21 protein-coding genes are annotated in these 21459 nt (G+C 71.7%); 18 read left to right on the top strand and 3 right to left on the bottom strand.

What is annotated here, in order from left to right:
* Complete coding sequence (paaE, locus tag Actkin_RS30210) at positions 1-1059, top strand: 1,2-phenylacetyl-CoA epoxidase subunit PaaE (RefSeq protein WP_258905111.1); 1059 nt, start codon at positions 1-3, stop codon at positions 1057-1059.
* A 66-nt stretch (positions 1060-1125) separates the two neighbouring features.
* Complete coding sequence (locus Actkin_RS30205; RefSeq protein WP_258905110.1) at positions 1126-1836, top strand: DUF4328 domain-containing protein; 711 nt, start codon at positions 1126-1128, stop codon at positions 1834-1836.
* A gap of 4 nt (positions 1837-1840) precedes the next feature.
* Here Actkin_RS30205 and Actkin_RS30200 read toward each other — a convergent pair whose 3' ends face one another.
* A complete protein-coding gene (locus tag Actkin_RS30200; protein ID WP_189209414.1) occupies positions 1841-2710 on the bottom strand; it encodes an inositol monophosphatase family protein in 870 nt (289 codons plus the stop codon).
* 166 nt (positions 2711-2876) lie between these two features.
* On the opposite strand from Actkin_RS30200, the gene Actkin_RS30195 reads away from it, so the two are divergent.
* Genes Actkin_RS30195 through Actkin_RS30185 form a run of 3 tightly spaced genes read left to right on the top strand, consistent with a single transcriptional unit; the run spans position 2877 to position 5809 of the window.
* Complete coding sequence (locus Actkin_RS30195; protein WP_258905109.1) at positions 2877-3995, top strand: glycosyltransferase family 4 protein; 1119 nt, start codon at positions 2877-2879, stop codon at positions 3993-3995.
* Positions 3995-5104 carry a glycosyltransferase gene (locus Actkin_RS30190; protein WP_258905108.1) on the top strand — a complete coding sequence of 370 codons (1110 nt, stop codon included), beginning with the start codon at positions 3995-3997 and terminating at the stop codon, positions 5102-5104. Before Actkin_RS30195 ends, Actkin_RS30190 begins: the two co-directional genes overlap by 1 nt.
* Positions 5105-5122: 18 nt before the next feature.
* The gene (locus Actkin_RS30185; protein ID WP_189209417.1) at positions 5123-5809 is read left to right on the top strand and encodes a demethylmenaquinone methyltransferase; all 687 of its coding nucleotides are present in this window, start codon (positions 5123-5125) and stop codon (positions 5807-5809) included.
* Here Actkin_RS30185 and Actkin_RS30180 read toward each other — a convergent pair.
* Positions 5806-6735, bottom strand: coding sequence for a hypothetical protein (locus tag Actkin_RS30180; protein WP_258905107.1), 930 nt, complete (start codon positions 6733-6735; stop codon positions 5806-5808). The two genes, Actkin_RS30185 and Actkin_RS30180, sit on opposite strands and share 4 nt — an antisense overlap.
* Positions 6736-6957: 222 nt before the next feature.
* Here Actkin_RS30180 and Actkin_RS30175 point away from each other — a divergent pair, with 222 nt between their 5' ends.
* Entirely contained in the window at positions 6958-8145 is a 1188-nt protein-coding gene (locus Actkin_RS30175; protein WP_258905105.1) for a M23 family metallopeptidase, read from the top strand.
* Between the two features lie 45 nt (positions 8146-8190).
* Here Actkin_RS30175 and Actkin_RS30170 read toward each other — a convergent pair whose 3' ends face one another.
* Positions 8191-8400 carry a hypothetical protein gene (locus tag Actkin_RS30170; RefSeq protein ID WP_258905104.1) on the bottom strand — a complete coding sequence of 70 codons (210 nt, stop codon included), beginning with the start codon at positions 8398-8400 and terminating at the stop codon, positions 8191-8193.
* Between Actkin_RS30170 and Actkin_RS30165 the strand changes: the two genes are divergently transcribed.
* The 12 genes from Actkin_RS30165 to nuoI all read left to right on the top strand — a co-directional run bounded on the left by Actkin_RS30165 (position 8381) and on the right by nuoI (position 21350).
* Positions 8381-9868, top strand: coding sequence for a polymorphic toxin-type HINT domain-containing protein (locus tag Actkin_RS30165; RefSeq protein WP_258905103.1), 1488 nt, complete (start codon positions 8381-8383; stop codon positions 9866-9868). The two genes, Actkin_RS30170 and Actkin_RS30165, sit on opposite strands and share 20 nt — an antisense overlap.
* A gap of 6 nt (positions 9869-9874) precedes the next feature.
* Positions 9875-10171, top strand: coding sequence for a barstar family protein (locus tag Actkin_RS30160; protein ID WP_258905102.1), 297 nt, complete (start codon positions 9875-9877; stop codon positions 10169-10171).
* A gap of 113 nt (positions 10172-10284) precedes the next feature.
* Positions 10285-11574, top strand: a complete 1290-nt coding sequence (locus tag Actkin_RS30155; RefSeq protein WP_258905101.1) for a geranylgeranyl reductase family protein — start codon at positions 10285-10287, stop codon at positions 11572-11574.
* A gap of 236 nt (positions 11575-11810) precedes the next feature.
* Complete coding sequence (locus Actkin_RS30150) at positions 11811-12209, top strand: NADH-quinone oxidoreductase subunit A (RefSeq protein ID WP_258905100.1); 399 nt, start codon at positions 11811-11813, stop codon at positions 12207-12209.
* 12 nt (positions 12210-12221) lie between these two features.
* The gene (locus tag Actkin_RS30145) at positions 12222-12770 is read left to right on the top strand and encodes a NuoB/complex I 20 kDa subunit family protein (protein WP_189209422.1); all 549 of its coding nucleotides are present in this window, start codon (positions 12222-12224) and stop codon (positions 12768-12770) included.
* Positions 12771-12773: 3 nt separating this feature from the next.
* The gene (locus Actkin_RS30140) at positions 12774-13583 is read left to right on the top strand and encodes an NADH-quinone oxidoreductase subunit C (protein WP_258905099.1); all 810 of its coding nucleotides are present in this window, start codon (positions 12774-12776) and stop codon (positions 13581-13583) included.
* On the top strand, positions 13580-14893 hold the full coding sequence (locus Actkin_RS30135) for an NADH-quinone oxidoreductase subunit D (RefSeq protein WP_189209424.1): 1314 nt from the start codon (positions 13580-13582) through the stop codon (positions 14891-14893). The genes Actkin_RS30140 and Actkin_RS30135 overlap by 4 nt, the downstream gene beginning before the upstream one ends.
* Positions 14894-14985: 92 nt before the next feature.
* Positions 14986-15765 carry an NADH-quinone oxidoreductase subunit NuoE gene (gene nuoE, locus Actkin_RS30130; RefSeq protein ID WP_396123013.1) on the top strand — a complete coding sequence of 260 codons (780 nt, stop codon included), beginning with the start codon at positions 14986-14988 and terminating at the stop codon, positions 15763-15765.
* Complete coding sequence (gene nuoF / locus Actkin_RS30125) at positions 15762-17078, top strand: NADH-quinone oxidoreductase subunit NuoF (RefSeq protein WP_258905097.1); 1317 nt, start codon at positions 15762-15764, stop codon at positions 17076-17078. Before nuoE ends, nuoF begins: the two co-directional genes overlap by 4 nt.
* Positions 17075-19534, top strand: coding sequence for an NADH-quinone oxidoreductase subunit G (locus Actkin_RS30120; RefSeq protein ID WP_258905096.1), 2460 nt, complete (start codon positions 17075-17077; stop codon positions 19532-19534). The genes nuoF and Actkin_RS30120 overlap by 4 nt, the downstream gene beginning before the upstream one ends.
* Positions 19531-20829, top strand: a complete 1299-nt coding sequence (nuoH, locus tag Actkin_RS30115; RefSeq protein WP_258905095.1) for an NADH-quinone oxidoreductase subunit NuoH — start codon at positions 19531-19533, stop codon at positions 20827-20829. The genes Actkin_RS30120 and nuoH overlap by 4 nt, the downstream gene beginning before the upstream one ends.
* The gene (gene nuoI / locus Actkin_RS30110) at positions 20826-21350 is read left to right on the top strand and encodes an NADH-quinone oxidoreductase subunit NuoI (protein ID WP_189209428.1); all 525 of its coding nucleotides are present in this window, start codon (positions 20826-20828) and stop codon (positions 21348-21350) included. Before nuoH ends, nuoI begins: the two co-directional genes overlap by 4 nt.
* Positions 21351-21459: the final 109 nt, after the last annotated feature.

Below are 21459 nucleotides of genomic sequence, written 5' to 3'. Positions count from 1 at the left end.
GTGCGGCGCACGTTCCACGAGCTCCCGGTCGCCAGGGTCGACCGGCTCTGCGCCGACGCGGTGGCGGTCACCTTCGCCGTGCCGGAGCCGCTGCGGTCGGAGTTCGCGTTCCGGGCCGGGCAGTACCTGACGCTGCGGCAGGTGGTGGAGGGCCGCGAGGAGCGGCGCTCGTACTCCATCTGCGCGCCGGTCGGCGCGGCCCCGCGCATCGGCGTGCGGCGGGTCGACGGCGGGCTGTTCTCCGCGCACCTGGTGGACTCGCTGCGCCCCGGCGACGTGCTGGAGGTGCTGCCCCCGCTGGGGAACTTCAGCCCCGACCCAACCTGTCCCGGGCACCACGCGCTGATCGCCGCGGGCTCGGGCATCACGCCGGTCCTGTCGATCGCGGCGACCCTGCTCGCCGAGCCTGACAACCGCGTGACCATCCTCTACGGGAACCGGCGCACGGACACGGTGATGTTCGCCGAGGAGCTGGCGGACCTGAAGGACCGCTACCCGGCGCGGCTGCAGCTGGTGCACGTCCTGTCCCGCGAGGCGGGCGACGTCGAGCTGTTCTCCGGGCGGCTCGACGCGGAGCGCCTGTCCGCGCTGCTGGACGCCGTGGTGCCGTCGGAGGACGTGGACCACTGGTGGCTGTGCGGCCCGTTCGGACTGGTGACGGACGCCACGGACGTGCTCGCCGCGCGCGGGGTGCCCGCCGACCGGATCCACCGTGAACTGTTCTATGTGGACGAACCGCCGCCGGAGCCGAAGCGGGCAGACGAGACCCGCCCTGACGGTCCGACCGCGGCGGTGACCGTGCTGCTGGACGGGCGGGAGACGACGCTGTCGCTGCCCTTCGACGAGCCGATCCTCGACGCCGCCCAGCGCGTCCGCGCCGACCTGCCGTTCGCCTGCAAGGGCGGGGTGTGCGGGACGTGCCGGGCCAAGGTCGTCACCGGCGAGGTGAGCATGCGCCGCAACTACGCCCTCGAACAGCACGAGATCGACGCCGGGTTCGTGCTGACCTGCCAGGCGCTGCCCACCACCGACGCGGTCACCGTCGACTTCGACGCCTGAGCCCCGAAACACCGCGGCCCCCCCGGGCGATGCCTGATCCGACAGGCCTGCGGGGGAGGGGGCGCCGTGACCGACGTGCCGACGCCGCCCATGGGCGTGGTCGCGCTGCCGACCGAGCGGCCGACCGGCAGCCCGAACCGGGGCGCGCGGGTCGTGGCGTCGGGGTCGATCCTGCTCACCACGGCCGTCGCCGGGCTGGTGGCCTGGCAGTCGTGGGCGTCCTACCGGCTGGTCCGCGACGTCTACTCGGCCGCGCCCACCGTGACCGTCGAGCAGATCACCGCCGCCGAGCAGCGCTCGGTGTGGCTGTCGTGGGCGTGGCTGGTCGGCCTGGCGGTCTCCTGGCTCGCGTTCGCCGCGTGGCTGTGGCGGGCCCGGGTCACCGCGGCGCGGACCTGCGACGGCGCGCACCGCCACCGCGTGCGGTGGGCCGTGCTGTCCTGGCTGGTCCCGGTGGCCAACCTGTGGTGGCCGCAGATGGTCGTGGGCGACGTGCACCGCGCCAGCAGGCCGGCCACCCCCGCCCGTCACGCCGACCTGGCGCGGCTCAAACCGAGCCTCCTGGTGACCGTGTGGTGGTCGGCGTTCCTGACCGCCCACGCCGTCGACCTGGTGACCGTGTTCCTGCTGGCCGACGACCAGACCGAGCGGGCGTTCCGCGCCATCGCCGTCGCCACCACGCTCAGCGCGGGCCTGACCGGCGCCGCGGCGCTCGCCGCGATCGTCCTCATGGGACGGATCGACCGCTGGCAGGCCGCCCGGCCGCTCATCCGCTGACCGGCTACACCGCCTCGGTGGTGTCCGCGAAAGGCGCCTGCCGGGGCAGGGGCGCGTCGGAGCGCTGGGTGGCGCGCCACCACGCCAGCACCGTGTCGGCGACGCCGGGGGCGGCGACCAGCAGGCCGTCGGCGGGCAGCGCGGCGTCGGCGCCCGTGCGGTCCAGGACGACAGCGCCCGCCTCCAGCGCGAACGCCAGCGAGCCCGCCACGTCCCACGCGTGGTAGCTGTGCAGGACCGCCGCGGCCGCGTGGCCCAGGGCCACCTGCGCGATCGTCAGCGCCGCCGAGCCCAGCACGCGCACCCCGGCGTGCGCGGCGGCGGCCTGCTCGATGAACGCGCCCATGCCCGGCCACGCCCCGGTGGCCGACAGCTCCGTGCACACGATCGCGCCCGCGACGTCCGAGCGGTCGGCCAGCGTGACCCGCTGGCCGTTGGCGCGGGCGCCCCGGCCGCGGGCGGCGGCGTAGATCTGGGCGCGGTACGGGTCGGCGACCACGCCGACGACCGGGCCCTCGTCGTCCACCAGCGCCAGGCTGTAGGCGCACCACGGCATGCCCGCCACGTAGTTGGCAGTCCCGTCCACCGGGTCGACGACCCAGTGGAACTCCGCGCCCCCGGCGTCGCCGCCGAACTCCTCGCCGATCACCGGGATGCCCGGGAACTCGGCGGTCAGCACGCGGCGGGTGTGGCGCTCCAGCGTCCGGTCGGTGTCGGTCACCCAGTCGAACGGGTTGTCCTTGACGCCCGGCCGCGCGCCGCGCCCGGCGGTCGCGGTGATCACGTCGGTGGCGTCGTTGGCCAGTCTGCCCGCCACCTCCAGGGCACGGGAGAGCAGGCCCGGCTCGACCGGCCGGGAGGACAAGAGCGTCATGCCAACCTAGATTGACCACGGTCGGTGTCCACAGCCCAACCGGAAGGTGACCTCCCGTCCATCATCTGGCCAAGGTTGGCCACCGCTCCGCATGTTCGGGAGGCGTTCGCCGCACGGTCACGCTCCCGCCCACCCCAGGGTCAGCGCCGGGTGCGACGTTCCCCCCGTGCGCGTCGCCATCGTCACCGAGAGCTTCCTGCCGCAGGTGAACGGCGTGACCAACTCCGTGCTGCGGGTGCTGGAGCACCTCCACGCCCGCGGCCACCAGGCCATGGTCATCGCCCCGGGCACCACCGGGCCCGACGAGTACCTGCACGCGCGGGTGCACCGGGTCAAGGCCGTCGACCTGCCGGTCATCACCTCCCTGCCCATCGGGCTGCCCAGCCCCCGCATCCACACCGAGCTGGCCGGGTTCGCCCCCGACGTGGTGCACCTGGCGTCGCCGTTCGTGCTCGGCGCGGCCGGGCTGCGCGCGGCCAAGCGGCTCGGCGTGCCGACCGTCGCCGTCTACCAGACCGACGTGGCCGGGTTCGCCGCCGCGTACGGGCTCAGCCGGGGCGCGCGCGCCGCATGGCGCTGGATCAGACGCCTGCACTGCGGCGCGGACCGCACCCTGGCGCCGTCCACCGCGTCGGTCGCCGATCTCGCCGCGCACGGCATCCCGCGCGTGCACCGGTGGGCGCGCGGCGTCGACGTCCGCCGCTTCCACCCCGACCACGTCGACCGGGAGCTGCGCCGCGAGCTCGCGCCCCACGGCGAGCTGCTGGTCGGCTACGTCGGCAGGCTCGCGCCGGAGAAGCAGGTCCGGCGGCTGGCCGCGCTGAACGATCGCCCGGGCGTGCGGGTCGTCGTCGTGGGCGACGGGCCGGACTCCGACGCGCTGCGCAGGGCCATGCCGGGCGCGGCGTTCCTCGGCTTCCGCGACGGGGCCGCGCTCGCCTCGGCGTACGCCAGCCTCGACGTGTTCGTCCACACCGGACCGCACGAGACGTTCTGCCAGGCCGTGCAGGAGGCGATGGCCTCCGGGCTGCCGGTGATCGCGCCGAACGCAGGCGGGCCGCGCGACCTCGTCGACCACGGCCGCACCGGCTACCTGCTCGACCCCGACGGCTTCGACGCCGAGCTGCCGCTGGCCGTCGACCGCCTCGCCGACGCGCTGCTGCGCAGGCGCATGGGCGCCGCGGCCAGGGCGCGGGTGCAGGGCCGCACGTGGAGCGCGGTGTGCGACGAGCTGGTCGAACACTACGGCGCGGTGACCGTGGGCCGGGTGCGGAAGGCCGCCTGATGCGGATCGCGCAGCTGGCCAACTTCTACGGCCCGCGCTCCGGCGGCCTGCGGACCGCGCTGCACCACCTCGGCGCGGGCTACACCGCGGCCGGGCACGAGGTCGTGCTGGTCGTCCCCGGCCCGCGCCGCCGCGACGACGTGCTGCCCGGCGGCGTGCGGCGCATCACCCTGCCCGCGCCCGGCATCCCGGGCACCGGCGGCTACCGCGCGGTGGACCCGCTGCGCGTGCAGGCGCTGCTGTCCGGGCTGCGGCCGGACCGGCTGGAGGTGTCCGACCGGCTGACTCTGCGCGGCATGGGCAGCTGGGCCCGGCAGCGCGGCGTCCCGTCCGTGGTGATCTCGCACGAGCGGCTGGACCGGCTGCTGGAGCAGTTCCTGCTGCCCGCGCCGCTGGCCCGCCGCGGCGCGGACTTCGCCAACCGGCGGATGGCCGACGCCTACGACACGGTGGTGTGCACCACGGAGTTCGCCCGCGCGGAGTTCGACCGCATCGGCGCGCGCAACGTCGCCCAGGTGCCGCTCGGCGTCGACCTGGCCACCTTCACCCCGGCCCGCCGCGACCGCGGCCTGCGCGCGGACCTGGCCATGGGCGCGGACGCGCTGCTGGTGCACTGCGGGCGGCTGTCGCCGGAGAAGCACGTCGAGCGCAGCGTCGACACCCTGGCCGCCCTGCACGACGCGGGCGTGCGGGCGCGGCTGGTCGTGGCGGGCGACGGGCCGAGGCGGGCCGCGCTGGAGCGGCGGGCGGCCGGGCTCCCGGTGACGTTCCTCGGGTTCGTCAGCGACCGCATGGCCGTGGCCGACCTGCTGGCCACCGCCGACGTCTCGCTCGCCCCCGGTCCGCACGAGACCTTCGGCCTGGCCGCGCTGGAGGCGCTGGCCTCGGGCACCCCGGTCGTGGTGTCGCGCTCGTCGGCGCTCGGCGAGCTGGTGCGCCCGGACTGCGGGGCGGCGGTGGCCGACGCCGCGCCCGCCTTCGCCGAGGCCGTGACCGGCCTGCTGGACGTCCCCGAACCGCACCGCAGGGCGGCGGCGCGGGCCCGCGCGGAGCAGTTCGACTGGCCGAGCTCGGTGCGCGGGATGCTGACCGCGCTGCGCCTCGACTGAGGTCGTACAGTTCGGCCCATGGGCCGCGCCGGGCTGGACAAGAACCCCGCCGACATCGCATCGATGTTCGACGGGGTGGCGAAGCGCTACGACCGCACCAACACGGTCATGACCATGGGGTTCGACCGGCGGTGGCGGGAGCTGACCCGTCGCGCGCTGGACGCCTCCCCCGGGGAGAGGGTGCTGGACCTGGCCGCCGGGACGGCGGTCTCCACTGTCGAGTACGCCCGCTCCGGAGCCTGGTGCGTTGCCGCGGACTTCTCCCTGGAGATGCTGCGCCACGGCGCGCACCGCGGCATGCCGAGGGTCGCGGCCGACGCCTTCCACCTGCCGTTCGCCGACGACGCGTTCGACGCGGTGACGGTGTCCTTCGGCCTGCGGAACATGGAGCCCGCGGTCGGCGCGCTGCGGGAGATGGCCCGCGTCACCCGCCCCGGCGGCAGGCTGGTGGTCTGCGAGGTCTCCCAGCCGCCGTGGCGGCCCATCCGCTGGCTCTACCGGAACGTGGTGCTGCGCGGCCTGCCGCTGCTCACCCGCCCGGTCTCGTCCAACCCCGATGCCTACCGGTACCTGGCCGAGTCCATGCGCGACTGGCCCGACCAGCGCGCGGTCGCCGAGCTGATCGCCGACGCGGGCTGGGGCGAGGTCGAGTGGCTGAACCTCACCTTCGGCGTCGTCGCCCTGCACCGGGCCGTCAAGCCCTAGGCCCACTCCCAGGCGATCCCGACCACGCCCGGCCGCACCTCCCGCTCCGCGACGTGCACCATGCGCCCCGCGGTCATGCCCAGCTCCTCGTCGCTGACCTGCGCGGTGTCCTCGCCGTGCTGCACGAAGCCCGAGCAGCGCACGGGCAGCCTGCCCGCGTGGAAGCGGACGCTGAGGACGTAGCTGTCGGCCGGGTAGCGGAACGCGCGCCGGTAGTCGGTGGCGGGCCGCCCGCCGGTGATGGCGACGTCGTACTCGAACAGGTGCGTCTGCCCGCTGTGCAGCGTCCGGTCGAACAGCAGCTCGGCGGCCACGACCGGGGCGCTCCGATGCCTGCGCACCCGGCCCAGCCTGCAGTTCTCCACCGCCGTGAACGCGATCCCGGCCGGGTCCTCGCCCGGCTCGCCGCAGTAGACCGCCAGGTGGCGGTCCGGGCCGTCGGCCACCGCGCGGGCCACCTGCCGGGCCCGCACCCGCCGCAGCGCGCCGCCTCGGCCCACCACGACCGCCTCGTCGAGCCACCACGGGCGCAGCTTGCCGTCGGAGGGCCCGGCCAGCGCCTCGACCGTCTCGGCGAGGGACTGGGCGGGCTCCAGCAGCGACCCGTAGCGCCTGCCCTGCGACTCCCGGCCCACCCAGCGCCCGCGCGGCCGGGGCGGGCCGAGCAGCGCCTCCAGGGAGTGCCGGGGCAGGCCCAGGATGGCCTCGATGGCGACCACGGCGCGCAGCGAATCCGGGCGCTCGGGGCGGCTGCGGCCCAGCCGCCAGTAGCTGAGGCTGGCCAGGCTCACGTGGATGCCGCGCCGGGCGAGCCGCTCGCGCAGCCGGTCCAGCGTCAGCCCGCTGCGGTCGATGGCCGCGCGCAGCGCCTCGTGGAACGGGCCGGTGCGCAGCAGCGCGTCGACGTCGTTCCCGGTGGTCGCCACGGGCCGCTCCTGTCCCGACTGTGGAATATCAGAGAGTAGGAGCGCGGCCGGTCAGCGAAAAGCCCTGACGGGGTGGGTATCGCTTCACAGTATTGCCGTTCCGCATCACAGACGACCGCGCGCGCCCCGGCGTGGTCTTGACCACCCCACGCGAGCGCCGCTGTCATCTGCGCGACGGCGTCCCCTGCACGCGCCGTCGACCCTGCGATATGTGGAGGGCACATGTCCCGAACATCGATCAAGGCCGTGCTCGCGGCCGTCGCCGTCGGCGGCGCGGTGGTCGTCGCGACCCCGGCCGCGACCGCGGCGCCCGACCTGCCCACGGTGGTCCGCGCGGCCATGATGGACCGGAGCGGGCCCGGCGCCCAGTCGGTCCGCGAACCGCTGTTCGAGCCGACCCGGACGTCCGGGAACTGGGTGTTCGGCAGCACGACGATCCCGCTGACGGCCACCGCCGAGCACCAGTCGCCGCAGACGGCGCTGTTCATCGCCCGCCGCGACCGCGGCCGCTGGCAGGTCGAGCTCGACGGCACCGAGGGCTTCGTGCGGCTGGCCGCCCAGGCGCCGGTGCTCAGCGAGGGCGAGAAGCGCACCTTCGCTGCCAACTACACCGCCTCCCAGGCCGCCGCGGCCACCGACACCGGCCTCGGCCTGCCCTGGGCCCAGGGCGTCGCCTGGTACATGGGCGGCGGCCCGCACGGCGACAGCGGCACCAGCAGGCCGTTCAACTCCATCGACTTCAGCGGCGGCGACGGCCGGGTGCTCTCCGCCGGACCTGGCCGCGTCTACAAGAGCTGCATCCGCAACGGCAGCGCGCTGGTGAAAGTCGTCCACGACAACGGGTGGACGACGACGTACTACCACATGTACAACCTGACGAACCTGAGCGACGGCAGCGCCGTGAACACCGGCACGTACCTGGGCCACATCGGCAACGAGCTGCCGTGCGGCGGGAACAGCACGGGCGCCCACGTCCACTTCTCGCTGCTGCGCGGCACCACCCAGACCAGCGTCAACGGCAAGGTGTTCGGCGGCTGGACGTTCTACGAGGGCAGCTCAGCCTACGGCGGCTACGCCGAGCGCAACGGCACCCGCGTGTACCCGGGCAACGGCCGCGTGACCAACTACGGCCCCAGCGGCGGCGACACCCCCGGCGACTACCCGACCGGCACGGTGGACGCGGGCTCGAACACCTACGTCAACCTCCGTTCCGGCCCCGGCCTCAACTACACGATCACCGGCCGCGCCAACGACGGCGAGGTGGTGTCGATCGTCTGCACCACCCGCGGCGGCTCCGTCCAAGGCCTCTGGGGCACGACCGACCTCTGGAACCGCCTCCCCAACGGCTCCTTCATCAGCGACGGCTTCGTCAACACCGGCTCGAACGAACCGGTCGCGCCCGCCTGCTGAAGCGACGAGGGTGCGCCCCGCGTGGCGGGGCGCACCCTCGGCACGTCAGCCGCCGACCCGGAAGGTGGTCACCTTCTGGTCGACCTTCTTGACCTGCTTCACCTCAGGGGCCCCCGCCGCCATCGCCGCGCTCGGCTGCGCCGGGTAGGGCTGCGCGAAGACCAAGTAGGCGTTGCCGACGTCGTCCTGGAAGAAGTAGCGGTTCTCCGCCCCGGCCAGGGCGATCACCGGGTCGGTGACGGCCGCGGCAGGCACACCCCCGGTCCCGTCCAAGTGGCAGCCCACGAAGCGCTACGACAAGGAGATCCCCGGCGGCCGCAAGGCGGGCAAGGGCGACGTGCCGTCGGGCGCGAAGGCAGCCCCCAATCCGCGCAAGGCGAACGCCGCGGCGGCAGCCGCAGCGGCCCGCCGAGCCGCCGCGGCCCGAGCCGCCTACCTGGCGGCGGTGGCACGGACGGCGAAGGCGAAGGCAGCGGTCGCGTACGCGGTGAAGCGCAACCCGATGCCGGTCCTGAAGTCGATGCTCAAGCCGACGATGGCCAACCCGAAGAACCTGGTCTCCGCCGTCGCGAACGCCCCGGCCAGGTACGTCCAGCAGGCCGTGTCGAACGTCCCGGACGTCAATCGTGTGTACGACAAGATCTACGACACGATGCTGGGCGTCGGTCATGAGGTGGTCAAGGAGGCCGCCGAGACCGCGGCCGCGGAGGTTATGGCGGGCAGCGGAATCCCGATGCTCGACGGCGTCGTGGATCTGCTGGACCGCCGGAAGAAGGGCCCATCCGAACAAGGCAAGACGGCCCGAGGAACCGCCACCAACGGCTCCTGCTCCGCGTCGTCCAAGGCCCAGCTGAACTCGAACAGCTTCACCGGTGACACCCCCGTCCTCCTGGCGGATGGGACACGGAAACCGATCAAGGACATGCGAGTCGGCGACGTGGTCCTCGCCACCGACCCCACCACCGGTGAATCCGGCCCCCGCGTGGTGACCGACGTCCGATCACACCAGTCGGAACGACTGCTGTACGAGATCACCGTCGACACCGCCGACGGCACAGGCAAGATCACGGCGACGGATGAGCACCCGTTCTGGGTGGAGTCGCTGCAGAAGTGGGTCCACGCGGAGGACCTGAAGCCGGGCTACACCTTCAAAACCGCGGACCACCGGCCTGCAACGGTCGCAGGCGTAAGGCCGCTGAGCGAGCGGCGGCAAGTTTACAACCTCACGGTTGACGACCTGCACACCTATTATGTTTCGACTGTCGGGGCGAACGCGCCTATCGGCGTTCTCGTCCACAACGACGATGATCACGGAGAGGTGTGTCGTCGACCGGGTCTTAGCGCAAAACGGCATGCCCAGTTCGCCGAACAGTTGAGGACCGCCGAAATTGCGAACCCTGTGGTGGATAGTCTCCGGCAAACTGGTGCGTTGCCGTCGAACTATGTGACGAAGGACCAAGCAAAAGCGGCGGGTTGGAAACCAGGTAAGGCGTTGAATAATCACGTGCCGGGCGGCCAGATCGGCGGTGATGTGTTCGAGAACAGCGACAGCCAGTTGCCTGATGTCGCAGGACGGGTATGGTACGAGGCTGACATCGGTCTAACGGGCGGTATGAGCAGGGCGAAGCAGCCCGGGACACGGTTGACTTACTCGAATGACGGGCTCGCCTATGTCACCCACGACCACTATAAGACGTACTACCGCTTGCCGAACTGGAGGTAGCGATCATTGAGGGTCGAAATTGACGGACGAAAGATTGGCAGTGTCGCCGAGTTTCACCGTGAGATTGCGGCCGCGTTGGACTTCGGCCCCTATTATGGTGCCAATCTGGATGCGCTTTGGGACAGGCTGTACCGCGACGTTCCTCGCCCTGTGCGGTTGATCTGGACGCATGCTTCGCATAGTCGTGAGGCCCTTGGGGAGCGAGACTTTGGGCGAATTGTCGACCTGATCAACAAGGTTGTGGCTTACGATATTCGTGACAACGAGTCGGATCGTTTTGAGTTTGAGATGACAGTTGATTGATGAGGTGGAGGGCGAGCCGAGAGCCGGATGCCCAGGCACCTTGATCGCGCGGACCGCCTGCGGCCACCCCTCTAGACTCGCCGGGGTAGGCGGGTCTAGGAGGTCCAGTGAGCATGTCGATCAGCCGTCGCAAGGCGGGCGAGGACGCTGAGGTCATCGTCGTCGGGGCGGGACCGGCTGGCTCCACCGCGGCGACCTACCTTGCCCGGGCGGGGTTGGACGTCCTGTTGCTGGAGAAGTCCACCTTCCCGCGCGAGAAGGTCTGCGGCGACGGCCTGACCCCCCGGGGCGTCAAGCAGTTGATCGACCTCGGCATCGACACCCGCGAGCAGGCGGGTTGGCTGCACAACCGCGGTCTGCGCGTGGTCGGCGGCGGCGTCACCCTCGAACTCGACTGGCCCGACCTCGCCTCCTTCCCCCCGTACGGCGTCGTCCGGCCCCGGCAGGACTTCGACGAGATGCTCGCCCGCACCGCCCAGCGTGCGGGCGCGCGGCTGCTGGAGAACACCACCGTCAACTCCGCCATCACCGACGCCACCGGCCGCGTCATCGGGGTGAACGCCAAGGCGGGCCCGGACAGGGTCCCCGTCACCTACAAGGCCCCGCTGATCCTCGCCTGCGACGGCGTCTCCGCTCGGCTCGCGCTGAGCGTCGGCCTTGAGAAGATCGACAAGCGGCCCATGGGCGTCGCCGTGCGCCGCTACTACGAGTCCCCTCGGAGCAAGGACGACTACCTGGAGTCGCACCTGGAGCTCTGGGACCGGTCCGACCCCGACAACCCCGTGCTCCTGCCCGGCTACGGCTGGATCTTCGGCATGGGCGACGGCACGATCAACGCGGGCCTGGGCATCCTGTCGACCTCCAAGGCATTCGGCACCACCGACTACCGCAAGCTCATGCGCTCCTGGCTCGACGGCACGCCGGAGGAGTGGGGTCTGCGCGAGCACAACGCCAAGGGCAAGATCGGCGGCGCGGCCCTCCCGATGGGCTTCAACCGCACCCCCCACTACACGCCCGGCCTGCTCCTCGTCGGCGACGCGGGCGGGATGGTCAACCCGTTCAACGGCGAGGGCATCGGCTACGCCATGGAGTCCGCCCGCATCGCCGCGGAGATCGTCGTGCAGGCGATGGCGCGCGCGGAGGGCCCGGCCCGCGAGCGCGCGCTGGAGGGGTACCCCGTGGCCATGCGGGAGGCCCTCGGCAGCTACTACCGATTGGGCAACATCTTCTCCAAACTGATCGGCAACCCCACCGTCATGCGCACCGCCACCAAGTACGGCCTGCCGCGCAAGACGCTCATGAAGCTGGTCCTGAAGTTGCTCGCGGGCCTCTACGACCAGCGCGACGGCGATGCCTTCGATCGGGTGATCACCGCGGCGACGCGCATGGCGCCGAGTGTCTGATTGCTCACGCAAGCATCGCGTTAGCGCAGGTGAGCGGCGCTCAGGGGGGCGCGAAAACGGCTGTGAGCCACGTCCTAGACTGGCCCCGGTGCTGTGAACGCTTTCACAAGTGAGCGGTCTCGCTTGTGAAGGTTTTCACAAGCATTGACCCGTCCGGTTAGGTCCGCCTAATGACCATTGGCGCGATCGCGGGCCCCTAGGGTTCGGCCGGAGGACGCCGGGGAAAGGACGCGAGGGTGTCGGTGCAGCTCGCCCAGGACGTGACGAACGACCTGGGCATCTATCTCCCCTTGGTGGTCATGTTCGCGCTGGCGGCGGCCTTCGCCGTCTTCTCGGCGCTGCTCGGGCCGCTGGTCGGGCCGTCCCGGTACAACCGGGCGAAGTTCGAGGCCTACGAGTGCGGGATCGAGCCGTCGCCGCAGCCGATCATCGGCGGCGGACGCGTGCCGGTCGCCTACTACCTGACCGCCATGCTCTTCATCCTGTTCGACATCGAGATGGTGTTCCTCTACCCGTTCGCGGTGTCGGCGGACGTGCTGGGCCTGTTCGGCCTGGTCGAGATCTTCCTGTTCATCGCCACGGTCGGCTTCGCCTACGCCTACGTGTGGCGCCGCGGCGGCTTGGACTGGAACTGACGGGAGAAACCAATGGGTCTTGAGGAGAAGCTCCCGAACGGCATCTTGCTGGCCAGTCTGGAGAAGCTGGTCAACTGGGGCCGCAAGAACTCGCTGTGGCCCGCCACGTTCGGGCTGGCCTGCTGCGCCATCGAGATGATGACCACCGGCGGCCCGCGCTACGACATCGCCCGCTTCGGCATGGAGGCCTTCCGCGCCTCCCCCCGCCAGGCGGACCTGATGATCGTCGCGGGCCGGGTCACCAACAAGATGGCCCCGGTGCTGCGCCAGATCTACGACCAGATGGCGGAGCCGCGCTGGGTGCTGGCGATGGGCGTGTGCGCGTCCTCCGGCGGCATGTTCAACAACTACGCCGTGGTGCAGGGCGTCGACCACATCGTCCCGGTCGACATGTACCTGCCCGGCTGCCCGCCCCGCCCGGAGATGCTGCTCGACGCGATCCTGAAGCTGCACGCCAAGATCGCCGACGAGCCCATCAACGCCACCCGCGCCGCCATCCGCGCCGAGCAGGGGCTCCGTACCGAGCTGATCCCGTCCTCGGTGAAATTCGCGAAGAAGTGACCCATGGCTGACGAGAACCCCACCACCCCAGAGGCCCAGGCCTCCCCGCCGGTCGGCGCCGAGGGCTCCAGCGCCGCGCGCCCGGACACCGGCGTCGAGGCCGACACCGACCTCGCCCGCCCGGCCGAGCACCGGGAGCCGGTCGCCGCCGAGCCCGTCGTCGCGGGCCGCACCCGCAAGGGCATGTTCCAGGTCTCCGGCTCCGGCGACACCTCCGGCTTCGGCGGCCTGCAGCTGCCCGCCTACGTCCCGGTCCCGGCCGAGCGGCCCTACGGCGGCTGGTTCGACGAGTTCGCCGACGACCTGCACGCGGCCATGGCCACCCGCGACATCCCCGCCGCGGCGATCCAGCAGGTCACCGTCGACCGCGGCGAGATCACCCTCTACGTCGCCCGCGAGCACCTGGTCGCGCTGTGCTGGACGCTGCGCGACGAGCCCGCGCTGCGCTTCGAGCTGTGCAGCTCGCTGTCCGGTGTGGACTACGGCGTGGACATCCCGCAGCGCCTGCACTCGGTATACCACCTGACCTCGATGACCTACCGGCGGCGCATCCGCCTGGAGGTCTCCGTCGACGTCGACGACCCGCACATCCCGTCGGTGGTCGAGGTCTACCCGACCGCCGACTGGCAGGAGCGGGAGGCGTGGGACATGTTCGGCATCGTCTACGACGGGCACCCCGCGCTCACCCGGATCCTCATGCCGGACGACTGGGACGGCCACCCGCAGCGCAAGGACTACCCGCTGGGCGGCATCCCGGTGGAGTACAAGGGCGCGGAGATCCCTCCGCCCGACCAGCGGAGGTCGTACTCGTGACCACGCACGACTACGCGGAAGCGCGCAACACCACCGAGGGCAAGGTCTACACCGTCACCGGTGGCGACTGGGACGAGGTGCTCGAGGACGCCCAGCACGACGAGCGCATCGTCATCAACATGGGCCCGCAGCACCCGTCCACCCACGGCGTGCTGCGCCTGGTGCTGGAGCTGGAGGGCGAGACCGTCACCCAGGCGCGCAGCGTCATCGGCTACCTGCACACCGGCATCGAGAAGAACTGCGAGTACCGCACCTGGACCCAGGGCGTCACGTTCGTGACGCGCATGGACTACCTCGCGCCGCTGCACAACGAGACCGCCTACTGCCTGGCGGTGGAGAAGCTGCTCGGCATCGAGGCCCCGCCGCGCGCGCAGACGATCCGGGTCATGCTGATGGAGATCAACCGCATCTCCTCGCACCTGGTCGCGCTGGCCACCGGCGGCATGGAGCTGGGCTCGCTGACCGCGATGACCTCCGGCTTCCGCGAGCGCGAGGAAGCGCTGCACCTGCTGGAGCACCTGACCGGCCTGCGCATGAACCACGCGTTCATCCGTCCCGGCGGCGTCGCCCAGGACCTGCCGGACGACTACCACCAGCAGGTCACCGGCTTCATCAAGGTGATGCGCAAGCGGCTGCCCGACTACGACAAGCTGCTCACCGGCCAGCCGATCTGGCGCAACCGCCTCAAGGACGTCGGCTACCTGCCCGTGGACGCCTGCCTCGCGCTGGGCATCACCGGCCCTGTGCTGCGCTCCGCGGGCCTGGCCTGGGACCTGCGCAAGACCGAGCCGTACCTGGGCTACGAGGACTACGACTTCGAGGTCCCGACCTCCACCGACGCCGACGCCTTCGCCCGGTACCTGCTGCGGCTGGAGGAGATCCACCAGTCGCTGCGGATCATCGAGCAGGCGCTGCGCAGGCTGGAGCCCGGCCCGGTGATGGTCGACGACGCCAAGGTCGCCTGGCCCGCCAAGCTGACCATCGGCTCCGACGGGCTCGGCAACTCCCTCGAGCACGTCCGCAAGATCATGGGCCAGTCGATGGAGTCGCTGATCCACCACTTCAAGCTGGTCACCGAGGGCTTCAAGGTCCCGGCGGGCCAGGTGTACGTGCCGGTCGAGTCCCCGCGCGGCGAACTGGGCTACCACCTGGTCTCCGACGGCGGCACCCGCCCGGTCCGCGTGCACGTGCGCGAGCCCAGCTTCGTGAACCTGCAGGCGATGCCCGCGATGAGCGAGGGCGGCATGGTCGCCGACGTGATCGCGGCCATCGCCTCGATCGATCCCGTGATGGGGGGGTGTGACCGGTGAGCGCGGAGTCCCTGAACACCGGCAAGACCTACGGCGGCTCCAGCGTCGGCGGCGGCCCGACCCACCAGGAGACCGTGCCGGACGTCGACGTGGTGAAGATCGCGCCCGTCCCGGCGGAGCACCTGGTCGAGGAGGGCACGCCGGACCTGAGCGTGTTCGACGCCAAGACCGTCGAGCGCGCCGAGGCGATCGTCGCCCGGTACCCGCAGTCGCGCTCGGCGCTGCTGCCGATGCTGCACCTGGTGCAGTCGGTGGAGGGCCGGGTCAGCCAGGCGGGCATCCACTTCTGCGCCGAGCAGCTGGGCCTGACGCCCGCCGAGGTCAGCGCGGTCGCCACGTTCTACACGATGTACAAGCGCAAGACCTGCGGCGAGCACCTGGTGTCGGTCTGCACCAACACCCTGTGCGCGGTGCTGGGCGGCGACGACATCTACCGCAGGCTCGGGGAGCACCTGGGCGCCGACGGGAAGCGCCTGGGCCACAACGAGACGGCGGGGGAGCCGGGCGCGCCCGGCTCGATCACCCTCGAGCACGCCGAGTGCCTGGCCGCCTGCGACCTCGGCCCGGTCATCCAGGTGAACTACGAGTACTTCGACAACCAGACCGTGGACTCCGCGGTCGAGCTGGTCGACAAGCTGCGCAACGGCGAGCGCCCCGCGCCCACCCGGGGCGCGCCGCTGCGCGACTTCCGCACCGCGGAGCTGGAGCTGGCCGGATTCTTCCCGGAGGACGAGGCCGAGTACCAGGCCGGTGTGGACGGACCGTCCGCCGCGGTGGAGACGCTGCGCGGCGCGAAGCTGGCCCACGAGCGCGGCTGGGTCGCTCCGGCCATGCCCGACGACGTGGCCCTCCCGGAGGTGCAGAAGAAATGAGCACTCCTGCCAAGCCGGCTCCGGTCACGCCGGTGCTGACCAAGCGGTGGCTGTCGCCGAACTCGTGGTCCATCAGGACCTACGAGCAGTTGGAGGGCTACACCGCCATCCGCAAGGCGCTCAAGGGCACCCCGGAGCAGCTCGTCGAGCTGGTCAAGGCCTCCGGCCTGCGCGGCCGGGGCGGCGCGGGCTTCCCCGCGGGCGTCAAGTGGTCGTTCATGCCGCCCAACGAGGACAAGCCGCACTACCTGGTGATCAACGCCGACGAGGGCGAGCCGGGCACGTGCAAGGACATCCCGCTGATGATGGCCGACCCGCACTCGCTCATCGAGGGCTGCATCATCGCCTCGTACGCGATGCGGGCGCACCACTGCTTCATCTACGTGCGCGGTGAGGCGCTGCACTGCATCCGCCGCCTCAACGCCGCCGTGCGCGAGGCCTACGACGCGGGCTACCTGGGCAAGGACATCCTCGGCTCGGGCTACGACCTCGACATCGTCGTGCACGCGGGCGCGGGCGCCTACATCTGCGGCGAGGAGACCGCGCTGCTGGACTCGCTGGAGGGCCGCCGCGGCCAGCCCCGGCTCAAGCCGCCGTTCCCCGCGGCCGCCGGTCTCTACGCCGCGCCGACCACGGTCAACAACGTCGAGACCATCGCCAGCGTGCCGTTCATCGTCAACGGCGGCAGCGACTGGTTCCGCACGATGGGCACCGAGAAGTCGCCCGGCCCGAAGATCTACTCGATCTCCGGGCACGTGACCAACCCCGGCCAGTACGAGGCGCCGCTGGGCACCACGCTGCGCGAGCTGCTGGAGATGGCGGGCGGCATGAAGGACGGCGTCCCGCTGAAGTTCTGGACCCCGGGCGGCTCGTCCACGCCGATGTTCACCGCCGAGCACCTCGACGTCCCGCTGGACTTCGAGGGCGCGGCCGAGGCGGGCTCGATGCTGGGCACCACCGCGGTCATGGTCTTCAACGAGACCGTGTCCGTGCCGTGGGCGGTCATGAAGTGGACCCAGTTCTACGAGCACGAGTCCTGCGGCAAGTGCACGCCGTGCCGCGAGGGCACCTATTGGCTGACCGGCATCCTGGAGCGGATGGTCGCCGGTGAGGGCACCGAGTCCGACATCGACACGCTGCTCGACATCTGCGACAACATCCTCGGCCGCAGCTTCTGCGCCCTCGGCGACGGCGCGGTCAGCCCGATCACCAGCGGCATCAAGTACTTCCGCGACGAGTTCCTTGCGCTGTGCGAGAAGAACCGCAAGCGCAATCCGGAACTCGTAGGAGCCCAGCCCGGAGTCCAGTCATGACGATCGCCCCGGAGAACCCCAAGACCGACAGGCCCGTCCCGGAAGGCCACGTGCGGCTGACCATCGACGGGGTCGAGGTCGACGCGCCCAAGGGCGAGCTGGTCATCCGCACCGCGGAGCGGCTGGGGATCATGATCCCGCGGTTCTGCGACCACCCGCTGCTGGACCCGGCAGGCGCCTGCCGCCAGTGCCTGGTCGAGGTCGAGATGGGCGGTCGGCCGATGCCGAAGCCCCAGGCCAGTTGCACGATCACGGTCGCCGACGGCATGGTCGTCAAGACCCAGCACACCTCGCCGGTCGCCGACAAGGCCCAGCAGGGCGTGATGGAGCTGCTGCTCATCAACCACCCGCTGGACTGCCCGATCTGCGACAAGGGCGGCGAGTGCCCGCTGCAGAACCAGGCGATGTCCAACGGCCGCGCGGACTCGCGCTTCCACGAGACCAAGCGGACCTTCGCCAAGCCGATCCCGATCAGCACCCAGGTGCTGCTCGACCGCGAGCGCTGCGTGCTCTGCCAGCGCTGCACGCGGTTCTCCAGCCAGATCGCGGGCGACCCGTTCATCGAGCTGCTGGAGCGCGGCGCGCAGCAGCAGATCGGCATCGCCGAGGAGAAGCCGTTCCAGAGCTACTTCTCCGGCAACACCATCCAGATCTGCCCGGTCGGCGCGCTCACCAGCGCCGCCTACCGGTTCCGGTCGCGGCCGTTCGACCTGGTCTCGACGCCGAGCGTGTGCGAGCACTGCTCGTCCGGCTGCGCCGAGCGCACGGACTGGCGGCGCGGCAAGGTCATGCGCAAGCTGGCGGGCGAGGACCCCGAGGTCAACGAGGAGTGGATCTGCGACAAGGGCCGCTTCGCCTTCCGCTACACCACCCAGCCCGACCGGATCACCCGGCCGATGGTGCGCGACGCCAAGACCGGTGAGCTCGTCGAGTCGAGCTGGACCGAGGCGCTGCGGGTGGCCGCGGACGGCCTGCTGGCCGCCCGGGACCAGGGCGTCGGCGTGCTGGCGGGCGGCAGGCTGACCGTCGAGGACGCCTACGCCTACGCCAAGTTCGCCCGCATCGCCCTGGGCACCAACGACGTGGACTTCCGCGCCCGGCCGCACTCGGCCGAGGAGCTGGACTTCCTCGCCGCCACCGTGGTGAACACCTCGCCGGACGACGGGGTCACCTTCGCCGGGATCGAGAACGCCCCCGCCGTGCTGTGCGTGGCGTTCGAGCCCGAGGAGGAGGCGCCGATCGTCTTCCTGCGGCTGCGCAAGGCGGCCCGCACGAAGCGCGCCAAGGTGTTCCACGTGGGGCAGTGGAGCAGCCCGAGCGTCACCAAGACCATGGGCACGCTGCTCGCCTGCGCCCCCGGCGCGGAGCCCAGGACGCTGGACGCGCTGGCCCAGCACGCGCCCGACGTCAACGCGGCGCTGGGCGCCGAGGGCGCGGTGATCCTGGTCGGCGAGCGCGCCGCGGCGATCCCCGGCCTGTTCAGCGCGGTCCTGCGGCTGGCGGCGAGCACGGGCGCGAAGGTCGCCTGGATCCCCCGCCGCGCGGGCGAGCGCGGCGCGCTCGACGCCGGCGCCGTCCCGACGCTGCTGCCGGGCGGGCGCCCGGTGGCCGACGCCGGGGCGCGGGCCGCCGTCGAGCAGGTCTGGGGCCTGGCCGAGGGCGCGCTGCCCGCGCTGCCGGGCCGCGACACCGACGCGATCCTGGCCGCCGCGGCGGCCGGACAGCTCGGCGGCCTGGTGGTCGGCGGCGTCGACCCGTACGACCTCGCCGATCCGGAGCTGGCGCTGCGCGCGCTGGCCGAGGTGGGCTTCGTGGTCAGCCTGGAGCTGCGGCACAGCGCGGTCACCGCGCTGGCCGACGTGGTGCTCCCGGTCGCGGCCGCGGTGGAGAAGTCGGGCAGCTTCCTCAACTGGGAGGGCCGCCGCAGGCCGTTCGGCACCACGCTGGAGACCAGCGGCGCGCTGCCGGACTGCCGGGTGCTCGACACGCTCGCCGTGGAGATGGACGCCGACCTGTTCACCCAGACCCCGGAGGCCGCCGCCGCCGACCTGGCCAAGCTGACCGGCGAGAACGCCGTCGCCCGCTCGGTGGGCGCGCCGGACGTCGCCGCCGCCCCGAGGACCGCAGGCGACGGCGAGGCCGTGCTGGCGTCCTGGCGGATGCTGCTGGACAACGGCTCGCTGCAGGACGGCGAGCCGCACCTGGCGGGCACCCGGCGCCCGGTCTACGCCCGCATGTCGCTGGACACCGCGACCCGGCTGGGCGTGGCCGTCACCGGGACCGCCCGGGTGTCGACCGCGCGCGGCACGGTCGACGTCCCGGTGCACGTGGCCGACCTGCCCGACGGCGTGGTCTGGCTGCCCGCGAACTCACCCGGCTCCGCGCTGCGCGCGACGCTGGGCGCTGGCCACGGCGACGTCGTGTCCGTGGCAGGCTCCGAGGGAGGCAACGCATGACCAGGGCTGAACTCCTGGCCGACGACCCGTTCTGGCTGATCCTGATCAAGTGCGTCGCCCTGCTCGCGCTGGGCGCCCTGATGACCATGTTCATGATCATCTGGGAGCGCAAGGTCGTCGCCCGCATGCAGCACCGCCCCGGCCCCAACCGGGTCGGCCCCGGCGGCTGGCTGCAATCCCTCGCGGACGCGATCAAGCTGCCGTTCAAGGAGCAGATCATCCCGGACACGGCCGACCGGAAGGTCTACTTCCTGGCGCCGATCGTGTCCACGGTGCCCGCGTTCCTGGCCTTCTCGGTGATCCCGTTCGGACCCGAGGTGAGCATCTTCGGCGAGCGCACCGTGCTGCAGCTGGTCGACCTGCCGGTCGGCGTGCTGGTCGTGCTGGCCTGCTCGTCGCTGGGCGTCTACGGCATCGTGCTCGCGGGCTGGTCGTCCGGCTCGCCGTACCCGCTGCTCGGCGGCCTGCGCTCGGCGGCGCAGGTGATCTCCTACGAGATCGCGCTCGGCCTGTCCATCGTGGCGGTGATCCTGCACGCCGGGTCGCTGTCCACAGGGGACATCGTGGACGCGCAGACGGGCATCTGGTTCGCGGTCACCCTGGTGCCCAGCTTCCTCATCTTCTTCGTGTCGATGATCGGCGAGACCAACCGCGCCCCGTTCGACCTTCCCGAGGCCGAGTCGGAGCTCGTCGGCGGCTTCCACACCGAGTACAGCTCGATGAAGTTCGCGCTGTTCTTCCTCGCCGAGTACGTGAACATGGTCATCGTCTCGGCGATGTGCACCACGCTGTTCCTCGGCGGGTACATGGCGCCGTGGCCGATCTCGCTGATCAACGACAACATGTTCAACAGCGGCTGGTGGCCGATGATCTGGTTCTTCGGCAAGACGCTGCTGCTGCTGTTCGTCTTCATCTGGCTGCGCGGCACGCTGCCCCGGCTGCGCTACGACCAGTTCATGCGGCTGGGCTGGAAGTTCCTGGTCCCGGCGAACCTGGTGTGGATCGTCGGCGTGACCGCCATCCGCGCCTTCCGCGCCGAGGGCGAGATCTCCTCGACCACGATCCTCGTCGCCGGTGGCGTGCTGCTGCTCCTGCTGATCGGGCTGAGCTTCCTGCTGCCGGAGAAGACCGTCCAGCAGGGCCCGAAGCCGGTCGAGCTGACCGGCGGCGGCTACCCGGTCCCGCCGCTGGACCTGCAGGTGCCGGACAAGAACAGCCCCAAGGCCGTGCGGGCCCGCAGGCGCCGCCAGCCCGCCGCGGTCGGCGGACCGGCCGAGAAGGAGACCGAGCAATGAGCATTTTCGATCCGCTCAAGGGTTTTGGGGTCACCTTCGGCACGATGTTCAAGAAGGTCGTGACCGAGGAGTACCCGGAGGACTGGCCGGGCGCCGCGCCCCGCTACCACGGCCGCCACCAGCTCAACCGGCACCCGGACGGGCTGGAGAAGTGCGTCGGCTGCGAGCTGTGCGCGTGGGCCTGCCCGGCCGACGCGATCTTCGTCGAGGGCGGCGACAACACCGACGAGGAGCGCTACTCCCCGGGCGAGCGCTACGGCGCCGACTACCAGATCAACTACCTGCGCTGCATCGGCTGCGGCCTGTGCGTCGAGGCCTGCCCGACCCGCTCGCTGACGATGATCACCGAGTTCGAGCTGGCCGACGACGACCGGCAGCGGCTGATCTACACCAAGGAGCAGCTGCTCGCGCCGCTGCTGCCGGGCATGGAGCAGCCGCCGCACCCGATGCGCCTCGGCGACACGGAGCAGGACTACTACGTCCGCGGCCCGGAGCTGGCGACGAATGGGGAGGGCAAGTGACGGACCTTCTGTCGACCGCGAGTCGCTGCCAACCGCACCCAAGGGGAACGGAACGCGACTCAGCCGCGGGCACCCGCCGAGCAGGCGTGTTCCAGCTCAACGCGACCAC

It is taken from the genome of Actinokineospora sp. UTMC 2448, assembly GCF_024760565.1.
In the GTDB taxonomy this organism is placed as follows: domain Bacteria; phylum Actinomycetota; class Actinomycetes; order Mycobacteriales; family Pseudonocardiaceae; genus Actinokineospora; species Actinokineospora fastidiosa.
This window is presented reverse-complemented; position numbering and strand designations above follow the sequence as displayed.

What these genes read in the sequence shown, in the direction of transcription:
- Actkin_RS30200 (WP_189209414.1), bottom strand. Translation starts at nt 2,710, where the DNA reads ATGACGCTCTTGTCCTCCCGGCCGGTCGAGCCGGGCCTGCTCTCCCGT.
- Actkin_RS30190 (WP_258905108.1), top strand. Translation starts at nt 3,995, where the DNA reads ATGCGGATCGCGCAGCTGGCCAACTTCTACGGCCCGCGCTCCGGCGGC.
- Actkin_RS30185 (WP_189209417.1), top strand. Translation starts at nt 5,123, where the DNA reads ATGGGCCGCGCCGGGCTGGACAAGAACCCCGCCGACATCGCATCGATG.
- Actkin_RS30175 (WP_258905105.1), top strand. Translation starts at nt 6,958, where the DNA reads ATGTCCCGAACATCGATCAAGGCCGTGCTCGCGGCCGTCGCCGTCGGC.
- Actkin_RS30155 (WP_258905101.1), top strand. Translation starts at nt 10,285, where the DNA reads ATGTCGATCAGCCGTCGCAAGGCGGGCGAGGACGCTGAGGTCATCGTC.
- Actkin_RS30145 (WP_189209422.1), top strand. Translation starts at nt 12,222, where the DNA reads ATGGGTCTTGAGGAGAAGCTCCCGAACGGCATCTTGCTGGCCAGTCTG.
- Actkin_RS30140 (WP_258905099.1), top strand. Translation starts at nt 12,774, where the DNA reads ATGGCTGACGAGAACCCCACCACCCCAGAGGCCCAGGCCTCCCCGCCG.
- nuoF (WP_258905097.1), top strand. Translation starts at nt 15,762, where the DNA reads ATGAGCACTCCTGCCAAGCCGGCTCCGGTCACGCCGGTGCTGACCAAG.
- Actkin_RS30120 (WP_258905096.1), top strand. Translation starts at nt 17,075, where the DNA reads ATGACGATCGCCCCGGAGAACCCCAAGACCGACAGGCCCGTCCCGGAA.
- nuoH (WP_258905095.1), top strand. Translation starts at nt 19,531, where the DNA reads ATGACCAGGGCTGAACTCCTGGCCGACGACCCGTTCTGGCTGATCCTG.
- nuoI (WP_189209428.1), top strand. Translation starts at nt 20,826, where the DNA reads ATGAGCATTTTCGATCCGCTCAAGGGTTTTGGGGTCACCTTCGGCACG.